The organism is Emticicia sp. SJ17W-69, from assembly GCF_051209875.1.
Taxonomy (GTDB): domain Bacteria; phylum Bacteroidota; class Bacteroidia; order Cytophagales; family Spirosomataceae; genus Emticicia.
This window is the reverse complement of record NZ_JBNTQY010000001.1, coordinates 5468500-5483685: the sequence shown is the minus strand read 5'-3', so window position 1 is coordinate 5483685 and position 15186 is coordinate 5468500. Positions and strand designations below refer to the sequence as shown.

Sequence of the window (15186 nt, the reverse complement as noted above, 5' to 3'; positions counted from 1 at the left end):
CATCACAAATTTCCTTGTAAAAAAATCAAATGTAAATCGGGAGAAGTCTGTATTTTATCTAAGTAAAAACCCTTAGTAGGCTTAGTGGTAAATCTGTATTTTTATTGAAAATTTGGAAAATTCTGCAAAATACCCCTACATTCGACTATTATTTTGTATAAAATGAGAAGAACAATACTCATACTGCTCTTGATACTGCCAACTAACATTTGGGCTCAGTCGCCAAAATTAGATAGCCTCAAAAATGTATTGAGTCGGCAATCTGCACGTTCATTTTCGATAGAACGAGATTCACTTCTGACAACGACTATGTACGAAATCTGTAGCTCAATTTCTTTAGCAGAACCAGGCCTTCGGCAAACATGGACGGATTCGTTGAGTAAGTTTGCTAAAGTTTCTACTTGGCAACAAAGCATAGCATACAGTCATTTAGCGATTAGCAGAAATTATCATTTTAAAGGGTTTACTACATTAGCTTTTAAAGAAATCGAGGCTGCCGCTTGGTTATTTAAGCAATTCTGTAACGAAAAAATGTATGCTACAGCCTTTTCTGGTTTAGCGGTTATTATTACTAATTTCTTATTAGTAAAACCTTTGGCTGATGATGCCACAGAGAGAAAATATTTAAACTATTTAACAGATGGCTTGGCTTTGGCAAAAAAACAGGCAAATCCCATTCAAATTGCCAATATGAATTTGTGTTTGATGCAATATTATATAAAACACAAAAACTTTGAAGAAGCAAAAAAATGTGCCATTAATTCGTGGAAAATAACCCAAACTAACCCCGAAAAATATTTCTATTATTACCAAGCAGGTAAATGGGCTGAAGGACTGAATTTACTCTATTTGGGGAAACAAAAAGAGGGTATTTATTTAATTAATCAAACAAAAGAAATTTGTCAGCACCCCCGAAAAGATGGTATGGAAAAATACCTTTTGGCAGCAAATGGGCTATATTTGGGTAATTATTACATCGAAAAAAAGGCGTATCAAAATGCCCTCGTAGAAGCTAAAATAGGGCAACAAGCTCTCAAAAGTTTAAAACTTCCTAATTTTGATTATATCCTAAATAAGATTTTTTATCAAGCATATAAAAACTTAGGAAAGCCAATGGAAGCATTAATGTATTTTGAAAAAGTGCAAGCTTATGACCAAGAAGAACAGACCAAAGAAACGATGAGTAAATTTTTAGATTTGCAACTAAAGTACGAAGATGAAAAACAAAAAAATAGAATACAAAATCTTGAAAATCAACAACTTACGCAAACTCGCAACTTTCTTTTATTGGCTGGGTTATTAGGCTTGGGTATAATTGGTTATATTTTTTGGAATAACCAAAAACTGAAAAAGAAAAACGAAGAAATTCAAAAAGCATTGCTGCAAGGGCAAACGATGGAACGCAAACGCATGGCTTCGGAATTGCATGATAATATTTCAAACAAAATCTTGGGCGTAAAAATGCGAGTGGAATTGCTTGAAAATGAGCATTTTACGGAAAAAGATAGGGTTAATTATAACGCTACTTTAGGGTTTATTGAAGAAGTTTACACAGATATTCGTTTGGTTTCACATAATTTATTACCCGAAGAATTAGAGATAAATGGTTTAGGTACAGCCATTGAAAATCTTGTAAAAAAACTCAATTTAATAGGTAAAACACACTTCGATTTTAAGATTCAGACTCATCAAAAGCGTTTTCCTGCAAGACTGGAATATGAAATTTACAGCATTATTCTTGAATTAGTCAATAATACGCTGAAACATGCCCACGCCGAAAATGCTATGATTTCGATTATAGAGGATGAAAAAGTATTAAAAATTTCAGTAAAAGACAATGGAAAAGGATTTGATAATCAAGCATTTAGCTTTGATAATTTAGGCTTAAAGAATATTCGTTCCAGGATCGAATCATTAAGAGGAAACATCAAAATTGAAAGCGATGAAGGAACGAATGTATTAATGAGCATACCCATTTAATCCACAATGCCATTTTTGATCGCATATTTTATAATGCCAACTGTGTTTTTTACAGCCAGTTTTTTTAAAATATTATGGCGATGAGTTTCAACTGTTTTTGGGGCAATAAATAACTTTTTGGCAATTTCTTGCGAAGATAACTCCTTCGTTATCAGTCTAATAATCTCAATTTCTCTTTCAGTAAGTTGACTTAGTTCTTGGCTTATTTCTTCCCTTGGAATATTGTCAGTTAAACCTAAACGCATTAATTCTAATACAACAGACTCACTAAAATATTTTTGTCCATTGCTAATTATCTGTATCGCTTTTTGTAGTTCAGCCTTACCTGCTCGTTTCATCATATACCCCCACACACCCGCTTGAAACGCTTCTCTAATCATCTCAGCTTCTTCCGATACTGAAAGCATCAAAACTTTGATTGCTGGATAATGCTGACGAATAAATATGGTTAGTTCGGTGCCAGTCATTTGAGGCATTTTATAGTCGGTAATTAATAAATCAATCTCATTATTTTCAATAAAATGAATTGCTTCTGAAGCATTTTTGCAATTCCCTATCACCTCTACATCTGGAAAAGTAGCAATTAATAGCGAAAGGCTATCTAAAAAGATTTCATGGTCATCTGCAATCAGGATTCGCATTAAATAAGATATTTTTGATAAAAATATTAAAAACCATCAAGAAATCAGCTTTAAATGAGGATATTAATTTATAAATATTATTTTAAGTTACTCGTTACTACAAAAGGATTGTTTACTAATTTAACAAATATTTCACACTACGAGCAAATGTGTATATGTATATTTGCAGATAATAACACAGTATATTCTCCATAAACAATGAACAAATTATTTCTTTCAATTCTTGTCTTTTTCGCTTTAAATGCTTCTGCTCAGGTTAAGAAAAAGGCTGTTTTTATTATTGTCGATGGAATCCCAGCCGATGTAATTGAAAAAATCAACAAACCTACACTTGATTCTATTGCTCATATAGGGGCTTATACTCGTGCTTATGTAGGTGGCGAGAAAAATGGGTATTCTCAAACACCTACAATTTCAGCAGTAGGCTATAATAGTTTATTGACAGGCACTTGGGTAAATAAACACAATGTTTGGGGAAATGACATCAAAGCTCCTAATTATCACTATTGGACAATTTTTCGATTTTTTAAAGAACAATATCCACAAAAGAAAACCGCCATTTTTTCTACATGGCTTGATAATCGTACAAAACTCGTAGGTGATAACTTACCCCAAACTGGAAAAATTGTGACTGATTATCATTTTGATGGTTTAGAGCTTGATACAACTCGCTATCCGCATGATAAACAAAGTAAATATATCCATTTGATTGACGAACAAGTAACTGAAGCTGCTGCAAAATCTATCAAAAATGATGCACCAGATTTAAGTTGGGTTTATTTGGAATTTACTGACGACATGGGACACAAGTACGGCGATAGCCCTGAGTTTCATGCAGCCATCGAAACAATGGATAAGCAGATTGGGAAAATCTGGCAAGCCATCAAATATCGTCAAGATAAGTTTAAAGAAGATTGGGTAATCTATATTACAACTGACCATGGTCGTGATGCCAAAACAGGAAAAGGTCATGGTGGTCAATCTGACAGAGAACGTTCCACTTGGATTGTAACAAATACCAAAGATTTGAATACCTATTTTCACCAAAACCAACCAGCTATTGTTGATATTATGCCTTCAATTGCTTCTTTTTTGAAGGTTTCATTGCCTCGTGAACAATTATTTGAAATAGATGGTGTTTCATTGACTGGTAAAACTTCAGCTATTTTACCTAAAGCTACATTTAAAGATGGGAAAATTGATTTGTCATGGAAAGCTATTGACAAGAAAGGAAAAGCCAAAATCTGGTTAACAACAACCAACAACTTTAAAACTGGAGAAAAAGATAAATATCAATTGATGAACGAAGTCGCTGTTGAGTCTGAAAAAACTACGATTGATGTGAGTAAAATACCTTCTTCTTTTTATAAAATTGTCATAGAAATGCCATATAATATATTAAATCGTTGGATTATTTTGGAGAAATAGACGAAAAAGCGTCTTGCTAAAAATTATTCTTTACTTTTTGCAACGCTGATATAGAATTCTGCATCTTATTGTTGTTTACATAGAATTATGACATCTTAACAACAATCAATTATGAAAAAGCTATTCTCACTATTCGTTTTAGGCCTATTACTTACCAACACTACTTTTGCTCAAGACAAAGAAACACCTTACTTCGTAAAAACTTACAAATCTTCAGAAATGAAGAATCTATATGTCCGTACTTCAGGGGGAGGTATTGCTGTTACGGGCATGGCAGGCGATGAAGCTCGTGTGGAGATTTATGTAAAAGGAAATAATGGTATTACAAAACTCAGCAAAGAAGAAATTGAAGACCGTTTGAAAGATTATGAATTAAGCGTAAAAAAAGATGGAGAAACCATTAATTGTATTGCCAAACGCAAAAATGAGAACGATTGGGGTAATTGGAGAAATGGCTTGAGTATTTCATTTAAAATTTATTCTCCTGAAAAAATTTCGACAGATTTAGTAACCAGCGGTGGTGGTATTACACTTAAAAACCTTACAGGAAATTTGAATTTCACTACCAGTGGTGGCGGTTTGCGACTACAAGATTTAGGTGGAAATGTGAAAGGACGCACATCAGGGGGCGGTATTCATATCAATGGTTGTCGTGATATGATTGATGTTTCGACAAGTGGCGGTGGCATTGATGCTGATGATTGCAAAGGAGACATTCATCTCAGTACATCTGGTGGTGGACTTGTACTTAAAAACTTAGATGGCATTATAAAAGCTACCACCAGTGGCGGTGGTGTAAGGGCTGAGAATATCAAAGGCGATTTTGTTACTTCAACGTCGGGTGGCTCGATTCATTTGGAAGATATGATGGCAAGTATCAAAGCCTCAACTTCGGGCGGTGGTATTGATGCCGATATAAAATCACTCGGAAAATACCTTTCTCTTTCGACCAGTGCAGGAAGTATTCATGTAAGAATGCCAATGGACAAAGGAATGGACTTGGACTTAGATGGAAGCCGTGTAAGAATACCTGAATTGAAAAATTTTAGTGGCAGAGTTGAAAAAGACCGAGTAAGAGGCTCAGTTAATGGTGGTGGGGTTGCAGTATCAATGGATGCAAACTCTGGTGGTATTTACATCAATGAATAGTTAGTTGATGGCTGAATGCCGCCCAGTCAATAGAAAAAAGAAATTTACTTAAAACGATGAAAAAGATTTTAATAATAATGCTCTGTGCTTTCGTAGGAACGAAAGTGTCAGCTCAAAAAGAGATTTCTGCAAAAGTTATCTTTGATGCGATTGATAAAGGACAATCGGTTGATTATCAAGATGCTACAATTGTTGGAGATTTGGATTTAACCGAACTTTCTAATAAAAAACGTATCAAACGAATCAAGTCTGATTACGAAGAATTCAAAAGTAACGTAGAAGTGCCTGTTTCTTTCAAAAATTGTGTTTTTAAAGGCAATTTTATTGCTTACAAAAATATTGAAGAAGAAAAAAATAGAAAGCTGGGCAACGGAAATATCAGTTGGAGTATCGGCGATGGGACAACCTATACAACTGATTTTGAGAAAAGTGTAATCTTTGAAAACTGTACTTTTCAAGGAAAAAGTGAATTTAAGTATTCGGATTTTGCTGAGAAAGCCTCATTTTCAGGAACAAAATTTGCCCAAAGTGCTAATTTTAAATATGCCGATTTCAATCAAGAAATCAATTTTGCCAAATGCGATTTCAATGAATATGCCAATTTTAAATATTCAAAGTTTAAGCAAGATGCCGATTTCTTCGCTGTTCGTTTCAATGATTATGCCGACTTCAAATACAGCAATTTCAATGACCGTGTGACATTCAAAAGTTCAACTTTTAAGAATCAAGCTGATTTTAAATATGCTGATTTTAAAGATGATACTAATTTTGATAATACAAAGTTTAGTAATGGGGTTGATTTTAAATATTCTAATGGTAAAAAATATATCAATCGTTAGCGTCTAAAACCTGTAAGGTCTGAAAAGACCTTGCAGGTTTTGTTTGCCGATAAAAACAAAAAACCGCAAAAACTGAAAAGCTTTTGCGGTTTTTTTATATTTTGATGATTATTAAAACTATCGACTGTTGTCCGTGGACTGTCGACTATTTTAGAATCTAAAGTGCGAGAATGCTTTGTTAGCTTCTGCCATTCTGTGCGTATCATCTTTTTTCTTCACTGCTGCACCTTCACCTTTAGCTGCGGCGATAATTTCACCTGCCAAACGCTCAGTCATCGTTTTTTCGCCACGTTTACGTGCATAGCTAATCAACCATTTCATACCTACTGACTGCTTACGGTCAGCACGTACTTCTTGTGGTACTTGGAACGTTGCTCCACCCACACGACGGCTTTTTACCTCTACTGTTGGCATAACGTTAGCCAAAGCTTTTTTCCAAAGCTCTAAACCATTGTCTTTTGTACGAGCTTCAACTAATTCTAAAGCACCGTAGAATATGCTGTACGAGGTACTTTTCTTCCCGTCATACATTAAGTTATTTACAAATTTGGTTACAGTTACATCTCTGAACTTTGGATCAGGAAGCACGTAACGCTTTTTTGGTTTTGATTTTCTCATTTTCTTAAATAAATAAGGTTTCGTTTTTAGAAAACTAATTCACCTCGAACTGTTCGAGATTACTACCCTGTTGTCAAGTTATTTGTTGTTAATTGAAAAACTAATGTTTAACCTCTAACCGAAAACTGTCAACTGGAAATTACTTTTTCTTAGCACCGCCTTTACCTTTCACTGGAGCTGCAACTTGACCTGGTTTAGGACGTTTTGCACCATATTTTGAACGGCTTTGTTTACGGTTGTTTACACCTGCGGTATCTAAAGCACCACGAACGATGTGATAACGTACACCCGGAAGGTCTTTTACACGACCACCACGAATCAATACGATTGAGTGTTCTTGCAAGTTGTGTCCTTCACCTGGAATGTAGGCATTGACTTCTTTTTGATTTGTTAAGCGAACACGAGCTACTTTACGAAGTGCTGAGTTTGGCTTTTTTGGGGTCGTAGTATAAACACGAGTACAAACGCCACGACGCTGCGGACATGAATCCAAAGCGGGCGACTTAGACTTCCAAGTCATTTGTTCTCTGCCGTTTCTTACTAACTGCTGTATAGTAGGCATTTTGTTAAAAAATTGTTTTCGTTTAGATACTAATTTCCAATTAGGGCTGCAAAGGTACGGCTTTTATTTTGAAAAAGAAAAGAGTTTTTGAAGATATTATTGGTTTATTGAAGATTTGTTTGTAAAAGGTGAGTTTTTTCAATATTTATAAGCTAGTTCAAAGAAATTAGTGTTTATTCACATCTATGTAAATATACCTGTTATACATGGCTATTTAAGGTTAAGTTTGGCAAATCCGTATAAAAACTATCAACAAAAAGGCGTATTTGAAATATTTTTTCATTGCTACAAGAAAGAAGGTTAATTTTGGGACAAAGTTTAAAAGAAACAACATTTACATGAAATATCATAGAGTTTTAGTTGAAGCCATTGTTTTTGCCTTGCAACAGATTTTCAACGAAAATCGTCAAGCCGACAAGGTAATTGAGCAGGTTTTGAAATCTAATAAAAAATGGGGCAGTCGAGATAGGGCTTTTATTGCCGAAAATACTTATGAGATTGTTCGTTGGTGGCGTTTACTAAAATTCGTCTCAAATATCAATTGCGTAAGAGTGGAGGAAGAAGCTCTCTTTTGGCAACTTTTTGGTTCGTGGAGGGTGTTACAAGGTGATAAATTACCCGAATGGAGCGAGTTTTCTAAACTAAATCCAAAAGAAATTTTAGCTCGTAAAGAAGAAGCCAAAGAAATAAGAAAAGTACGTGAATCAATTCCTGATTGGATGGATGCGATTGGCGAGCAAGAACTGGGTAATAAATGGGAGGCCGAACTCCATGCGATGAATCATCAAGCCAATGTGGTTTTACGCACAAATACATTGAAAATCAATAAGTTAGATTTAAAAAAGGCTTTCCGAGAAATTGGTGTTGAAACTGAAACATTGCCAAATGTGGCTGATGCTTTAGTGCTTCCTAAAAGAGCAAATGTTTTTGCTACCGAACTTTTCAAGAAAGGAATGTTTGAAGTGCAAGATGCTGGTAGTCAGTTGATTGCGTCTTTTTTAGACGTAAAAGCAGGAATGCGAGTAATTGATGCTTGTGCAGGTGCAGGTGGAAAAACCCTTCATTTGGCAACTTTGATGGAAAATAAAGGGCGAATCATTGCGATGGATGTGGAAGATTATAAACTTCAAGAACTGCAACGCCGAGCCAAAAGAAATGGCATTGGTAATGTAGAAACCAAACTCATAGAATCAAAAACCATCAAAAGATTGAGAGAAAGTGCTGATAGACTTTTGCTAGATGTGCCTTGTTCAGGCTTAGGTGTACTTCGCCGAAATCCTGATGCTAAATGGAAACTGAAAAGCGATTTTCTAGAAAAAATTAAACAAACACAAGCAGAAATCATTGCAAATTATTCAAAAATGCTCAAACATGGTGGAAAAATGGTATATGCCACGTGCAGCATTTTACCTTCTGAAAGTGAAGAGCAAGTACAAAAGTTCATTGCACAAAATCCCGAATATCAATTAATCGAAGAAAAACGTACTTCGCCAGCCAATGATGGTTTTGATGGTTTTTATATGGCTTTGATACAAAGGAAGTAACCTTTTTGTACGACGGACTTCCTAATCCGTCAAGATGAAAAATTAAAAATATTTATTCATATATTTGACCAAGAAATTCAACCCTATAAAAATACCATATTCAACAAAACCTATGAAATACATCGCATCAATTGACCAAGGCACTACCAGCACACGTTGCATTATTTTTGATAAAAAAGGAAATATCGTTTCGGTAGGACAAAAAGAACATGAGCAAATTTATCCAAAACCAGGTTGGGTTGAGCATAATTCAGAAGAAATCTGGAAAAATACCCTCGAAGTAATCGCTTTGGCTCGCATCAATAAAAATATCAAGGTCGAAGATATTGCCGCTTGCGGAATAACAAATCAAAGAGAAACGGCAGTAATTTGGAACAAACGTACAGGGAAAGCGTATTATAATGCACTCGTTTGGCAAGATACACGTGTGGGAGAAACCGTCAATGCTCTCACCAAAAGTCATGGTTCACAATTTTTTCAAGACCGTACAGGTTTGCCTTTGGCAACCTATTTTAGTGGCTTAAAAATCAAATGGATTTTAGATAATGTGTCTGGTGTGCGTGAAGACGCAGAAAAAGGTGAAGCGATTTTTGGTAATATGGATACCTTCTTGATGTGGAATTTGACAGGAGGTATTCACGGAGGTTTACACATTACAGATGTGACCAATGCCAGTCGCACTCAATTAATGAATCTTGAAACTGTACAATGGGATGCGGAATTGGCAGCAATTATGAATATTCCATTGCAAATGTTGCCCAAAATAGAGCCAAGTAGTAAAGTTTATGGCCACATTACTTCAGATGCTATGAAAGGTGTGCCATTGGCAGGTATCTTGGGCGACCAGCAAGCTGCTCTTGTCGGACAAACTTGTTACCAACCTGGCGAAGCCAAAAACACTTACGGTACAGGTTGTTTTATGTTGATGAATACTGGCACAGAGATCGTTCCTTCAAAGGCAGGTTTGCTTACAACAGTTGCTTATCAATTTGAAAACCAACCGGTGCATTATGCACTCGAAGGTTCGGTGGCAATTGCAGGTGCATTGGTGCAATGGTTACGTGACAATATGGGTATGATTGAGAAAAGTACCGATGTTGAGGCTTTAGCAAAAACTGTTGAAGACAATGGTGGGGCTTATTTTGTTCCTGCATTTTCGGGACTTTATGCACCTTATTGGAAATCATCGGCTCGTGGTGTCATTGCAGGTTTGACTCGCTATGTAAATAAAGGACACATTGCCCGTGCGGTTTTGGAAGCAACAGCTTATCAAACCAGAGATGTATTGGAGGCAATGGAAAAAGATTCGGGTATTGAGGTTACATCATTAAGAGTTGATGGAGGAATGGTTGTGAATGAATTATTGATGCAATTTCAGTCAGATATGCTTAAAGTGCCAGTTATTCGCCCCAAAATGATTGAAACTACTGCTTTAGGAGCAGCTTATGCGGCAGGTTTGGCAGTTGGTTTTTGGGCAAATTTAGACGATTTGTTGAAAAACTGGGGAAAAGACAAAACCTGGAAACCAAAAATGAAAGCCGCCGAACGTAAAAAGCTTTACACAGGTTGGAAGAAAGCCATTAAGAGGTCTTTTGATTGGGAGAAGTAGGTTGGTAGTTAAGAATTTAGAATTAAGAATGTAGAATGAGGAAATTTACGACTAACTTTGAATCATATAATTCACTCATTCATTATATTCGCTCATTCACTCATTGAAAATGACAAAAGTAGATTTTTTAGTTATAGGTTCGGGCATTGCAGGTTTGAGTTTTGCACTCAAAGCCTCGGCGAAAGGAAAAGTTTTGGTTTTAACGAAAGTAAACGCCGATGAAACCAACACCAAATATGCTCAAGGTGGAATTGCTGCCGTCTTTGACCCCAATACCGATTCTTTTGAAAAACACATCAGCGATACGTTGATTGCTGGTGATGGACTTTGCGACCGAAAAATTGTGGAGATTGTTGTGAAAGAAGGCCCTGATCGTATTCAAGAATTAATTGATTATGGCACAAACTTCGATAAACATGATGGAGAATATGACCTCACTCGTGAAGGCGGGCATTCAGAAAAACGAATTTTACACTATAAAGATATTACGGGTAAAGAAATCGAACGTGCTTTGCTCGAAGAGGTGAGCAAAAACCCAAATATTGAAATTTTGACGCATTATTATGCGGTGGAAATTATTACACAGCATCATTTGGGCATCGAAGTAAACCGTGAAACCAATGATGTAACTTGTTATGGTGTCTATGCTCTAAATTTACAAACAGGTGAGGTAGAAACAATCCTATCAAAAATGACTGTGATGGCAACAGGTGGAGCAGGGCATATTTATTCTGCCACAACCAATCCTGTCATAGCCACTGGCGATGGTATTGCGATGGTTTACCGTGCCAAAGGAAGAGTACGTGACATGGAAATGATTCAGTTTCATCCAACTTCACTCTATAACCCTGGAGAATACCCAAGTTTCTTGATTACCGAAGCTGTTCGTGGCGAAGGAGGTGTGTTGAAAAATAAAAAAGGCGAAGAATTTATGCACGGTTATGACCCTCGTGGCTCGCTTGCTCCACGTGACATTGTTGCTCGTTCGATTGATGCAGAAATGAAAAAAACGGGAGATGACCATGTGTATTTAGATATTTCGTTCAAGCCAAAAGAGTTAATTCTACAACATTTTCCGAATATTTATGAAAAATGTTTGAGCATTGGTCTTGATATTACCAAAGACCAAATTCCAGTAGTTCCTGCAGCACACTACTTATGTGGAGGAATTTTGGTTGATGAAATGGGACGCTCTACTATCAATCGTTTGTTTGCTTGTGGCGAATGTTCATCAACAGGTTTGCATGGAGCCAATCGTTTGGCATCCAATTCTTTACTCGAAGCGGCCGTTTTTGGACATAGAATTGCTCAAGAAGCATTGCATGATTTTGATAATTTGAGTTTTCAGGAAAACGTGCCAGATTGGAACGAATTTGGTACTGAACAATCGAATGAAGAAGTCTTGGTAACACATAATCTCAGAGAATTACAAAGAATGATGGCTGATTATGTCGGAATTGTTCGCTCAGATTTTCGTTTGGAGCGTGCTATGAGAAGATTGAAATTAATTAAAGATGAGACGGAGGAATTTTATAAAAAAACGAAGCTCTCAATGAAATTGTGTGAGTTGAGAAACTTAGTTCAATGTGCCGAAATGGTTATCAAATGTGCCATGAAACGGAAGGAAAGTAGAGGTTTACATTTTACTACTGACTATCCTTATAAGCTCGGTGGCAAACCAGAAAATTCTGTTTTATAAAGAAAACTTTCAAATTAAAAAAAAAGTAGCTAATTTTGCACCCCGATGCAAATAGCATCTTGTTCTTTGTCGAAGCAAATGGTTCTTTCGGCGAAGGTTTTTCTCACTTTAAATACTTGAACCAATGTCACAAAAAATCAGAATTAAGTTGAAGTCATTTGACCACAATTTGGTGGACAAATCGGCTGAGAGAATTGTGAAAGCTGTAAAATCTACAGGTGCTGTTGTTAGCGGTCCAATTCCGTTACCAACACGCAAAGAAATCTTCACTGTTTTGCGTTCACCACACGTGAACAAAAAAGCTCGTGAGCAATTCCAATTGTGTACTTACAAACGTCTAATTGACATCTACTCGGCAAGCCCGAAAACAGTAGATGCCTTGATGAAATTGGAGTTACCAAGCGGTGTTGATGTGGAAATTAAAGTGTAGTTTTCATAAAATTACTGGTAAAAAGCTTTTGTTTTGATAAACAAAGGCTTTTTTTATGCCTACTATTTTTAAATCATGGTGTAAAATGGCATGAGATTTGAAAACTTGTTCTTAAATTGCAACTAATCCCTAATATCTTAAACAATGAGTAAGAAAAAGAACAAAGCCTCATCCAACGTTCCTCTTCAATCTGTATCAACCAATCAAATGGCTTCATCGCTCACTGATATAATAGATACTTCTGAAAATACGCTTTTAGCTTTTTTTCAACGCTATGGTGCTTTTATTCTACCAATTATATTACTATTCATAGCTTCTATTCTTTATAAAGATTTTCTTTTTGGTAAAAATGTATTTTTATTTAAAGATATAGGGAGCGATTCTTATAATTTTGACTACCCTAAACTTTATCAATTAGCTGATTATTGGGATAAATTTGGTTCGCCTGGCTGGTCATTTGAGCAAGGTTTAGGGCAAAATATGCACCCTTATTGGTTTGATCCATTCACATTCTTATTAGTTTTAGGAGGAAAAGAACAAGTAGCCAATAATCTCATTTATGTTTTTCTACTTGAACTCTTGTTAGCAGGAATATTCTTCTACTTATTCCTCCGTACACTAAAAATTCAAGGGTTTTTGTCTGTTTTAGGTGGTTTTCTATATGCTTTTAGTGGGTATATGGTGCTTGGTACAACTTGGCAAATGTCTGTTTTTGGTACAGAAGTGGTATATACAGCATTACTTTTATTTGCATTAGAAAAATTTATTAGCGAAAAGAAATGGTATTTTATTCCAATTCCTATTGCAATGATTGCCATTCATTTGCCATTCTATTTGTATCTCTACACGATTTTGATAGTGATATATTATACGCTTCGTTTTAATGAAATTCAACAATGGAATTTTGGTAAATGGTTTATTGGACTCGTCACAATTGGTCTCATTTCAGTTTTGGGAGTAGGCATTGGAGCTTTTATGTTTGGAAGTAATGTGTTCCAAATGTTTGAAAGTCCACGTGGTAGTGGAGAATTTGCTTATACGAATCAATTGCTTTCGCAACCAATTTTGGGATTGGCCGATTCCTTGCAGCGTAGCACTCACTTCATGCGATTGTTTTCGACTAATATGATTGGGAATGCTGAAACTTTCAGAGGTTGGAATAATTATATGGAAGCTCCTATGTTTTATTGCGGTTTATTGAGTTTGGTTGCTGCCCCACAAGTTTTTTATTTTGGAAATAAAAAATCAAGAATTGTCTATGGAATTTTGTTAGGTATGTGTTTTTGGGTAATGCTATTTCCGTACTTCAGATATACTTTTTGGCTATTTACTGGGGATTATTACCGAACATTAGGTCTTTTTACATTGCTAGCTTTATTATTTTTGAATTTAAGAGCCATTCAAAGCATTGTAGAAGAAAAGAAAATGGGTGTGATAGTTCTTTTAGCAACCATCCTTATTCTACTGATTATACTTTTTGGATTTGCTCCCAATGAGAATATCAATAAATCTTTGCAAAAAACAGCTGCTTTTTTAATACTACTTTATGCAGGAATCTTATTTTTACTTTCAAAAAAAGCATGGTTAAGCGTTGGAGTCGTTTCTTTATTAGTAGTGTGTATGAGTGAAATGATTTTCTTTTCCAACAATACGACAGTAAATAAAAGAAGTAAAGCAACAAAACAAGAAATGAATGAGGTAGGCAGTGGCTTTAAAGATGCAACTTTAGATGCAGTGGCATACTTAAAAAAGACAGATACCTCACCTTTTTATAGAATAGAGAAAGAGTATGCTTCAGGCACATCCATACATGCAAGCATGAATGATGCAAAAGCACAAGGTTATTACAGTTCAAGAACTTATCAGTCGTTTAATCAACTCAATTATGTACGATTTATGAGAAGCGTGAAGTTGTTGAATCCAAGAGATGAAACAGCTTCAAGATGGATTGCTGGTTTGATAGGTTCACCTTTACTTCAGAGATTATGCGGTGTAAAATATTACTTATCAAAGACTCCAAATGCCTTTACTGCTTATAGAGGTATGAATATGGATTCTGTTGCAGCCTTTGGAGAAGTGCGAGTACTTAAATTAAAAGATACTTTACCTCTGGGTGTAACTTTTGACAGCTATATTTCGGAGGATAATTTTGAAAAACTTGATTCGGTGAGCCGTCAGGCAATTTTATTGCAAGCGGTGGCTGTAAACAAAACGCTTCAAACAAAACTCAAAGATTTTAAAGAAGTAAAATCTGTCACTTTACCACCAGAAGGGATTACGCTTGAAGCACTCAAAAATTGGACAGATAAAGCAAAGCAAGATACTTTACAAATCAAGGAATTTTCGCCTAATCTGATTAAAGGAGATATTCAAATGGGTATTTCAAAAATACTTTTCCTTGCCATTCCACATGATAAAGGTTGGTCTGCGACTGTAGATGGAAAAAATGTAACCATTGAGAAAGTTGATGCAGGATTAATGGGTATTTTATTAGATAGAGGAAAACACCAAATAGAATTAAAATTTGAACCACCTTATGTTCGAGAAGGAACGTATGTTTCAATCTTTTCAATTTTAATTTGGGGAGCTGGAATAGTATTTTTTTCTTTACGCAAAAAAAAGGAAGAAAAGCTTTCAACGAAGAACCGATAGCATAGCTTTATAAGTTAAAAATAGAATAAAAACAC

At 35.6% G+C, this 15186-nt stretch carries 12 protein-coding genes; 9 read left to right on the top strand and 3 right to left on the bottom strand.

Going from position 1 to position 15186, the window contains the following annotated elements:
- Positions 1-162 precede the first annotated feature (162 nt).
- The gene (locus ACQUQZ_RS22555; RefSeq protein WP_435357345.1) at positions 163-1980 is read left to right on the top strand and encodes a sensor histidine kinase; all 1818 of its coding nucleotides are present in this window, start codon (positions 163-165) and stop codon (positions 1978-1980) included.
- Here the strand turns inward: ACQUQZ_RS22555 and ACQUQZ_RS22550 are convergent.
- Complete coding sequence (locus tag ACQUQZ_RS22550; RefSeq protein ID WP_435357344.1) at positions 1977-2621, bottom strand: response regulator; 645 nt, start codon at positions 2619-2621, stop codon at positions 1977-1979. The two genes, ACQUQZ_RS22555 and ACQUQZ_RS22550, sit on opposite strands and share 4 nt — an antisense overlap.
- Positions 2622-2819: 198 nt before the next feature.
- Here ACQUQZ_RS22550 and ACQUQZ_RS22545 point away from each other — a divergent pair, with 198 nt between their 5' ends.
- The 3 genes from ACQUQZ_RS22545 to ACQUQZ_RS22535 all read left to right on the top strand — a co-directional run bounded on the left by ACQUQZ_RS22545 (position 2820) and on the right by ACQUQZ_RS22535 (position 6037).
- A complete protein-coding gene (locus ACQUQZ_RS22545; protein WP_435357343.1) occupies positions 2820-4049 on the top strand; it encodes an alkaline phosphatase family protein in 1230 nt (409 codons plus the stop codon).
- A gap of 111 nt (positions 4050-4160) precedes the next feature.
- Positions 4161-5198, top strand: a complete 1038-nt coding sequence (locus ACQUQZ_RS22540) for a DUF4097 family beta strand repeat-containing protein (RefSeq protein ID WP_435357342.1) — start codon at positions 4161-4163, stop codon at positions 5196-5198.
- Between the two features lie 56 nt (positions 5199-5254).
- The gene (locus tag ACQUQZ_RS22535; protein WP_435357341.1) at positions 5255-6037 is read left to right on the top strand and encodes a pentapeptide repeat-containing protein; all 783 of its coding nucleotides are present in this window, start codon (positions 5255-5257) and stop codon (positions 6035-6037) included.
- A 150-nt stretch (positions 6038-6187) separates the two neighbouring features.
- Here ACQUQZ_RS22535 and rpsG read toward each other — a convergent pair whose 3' ends face one another.
- Both rpsG and rpsL read right to left on the bottom strand, forming a co-directional pair.
- Complete coding sequence (gene rpsG / locus ACQUQZ_RS22530; RefSeq protein ID WP_435357340.1) at positions 6188-6655, bottom strand: 30S ribosomal protein S7; 468 nt, start codon at positions 6653-6655, stop codon at positions 6188-6190.
- A 139-nt stretch (positions 6656-6794) separates the two neighbouring features.
- Positions 6795-7217: a 30S ribosomal protein S12 gene (gene rpsL / locus ACQUQZ_RS22525; RefSeq protein ID WP_435357339.1), complete on the bottom strand. Its 423-nt coding sequence runs from the start codon at positions 7215-7217 to the stop codon at positions 6795-6797.
- Between the two features lie 338 nt (positions 7218-7555).
- On the opposite strand from rpsL, the gene ACQUQZ_RS22520 reads away from it, so the two are divergent.
- The 5 genes from ACQUQZ_RS22520 to ACQUQZ_RS22500 all read left to right on the top strand — a co-directional run bounded on the left by ACQUQZ_RS22520 (position 7556) and on the right by ACQUQZ_RS22500 (position 15151).
- Positions 7556-8761 (top strand): RsmB/NOP family class I SAM-dependent RNA methyltransferase, encoded by a 1206-nt coding sequence (locus ACQUQZ_RS22520; RefSeq protein WP_435357338.1) that lies wholly within the window; start codon positions 7556-7558, stop codon positions 8759-8761.
- 112 nt (positions 8762-8873) lie between these two features.
- Entirely contained in the window at positions 8874-10370 is a 1497-nt protein-coding gene (glpK, locus tag ACQUQZ_RS22515) for a glycerol kinase GlpK (RefSeq protein WP_435357337.1), read from the top strand.
- 109 nt (positions 10371-10479) lie between these two features.
- Entirely contained in the window at positions 10480-12069 is a 1590-nt protein-coding gene (nadB, locus tag ACQUQZ_RS22510; RefSeq protein ID WP_435357336.1) for an L-aspartate oxidase, read from the top strand.
- 124 nt (positions 12070-12193) lie between these two features.
- Positions 12194-12499 (top strand): 30S ribosomal protein S10, encoded by a 306-nt coding sequence (rpsJ, locus tag ACQUQZ_RS22505; protein WP_015028736.1) that lies wholly within the window; start codon positions 12194-12196, stop codon positions 12497-12499.
- A 144-nt stretch (positions 12500-12643) separates the two neighbouring features.
- Entirely contained in the window at positions 12644-15151 is a 2508-nt protein-coding gene (locus tag ACQUQZ_RS22500) for a YfhO family protein (RefSeq protein ID WP_435357335.1), read from the top strand.
- Positions 15152-15186: the final 35 nt, after the last annotated feature.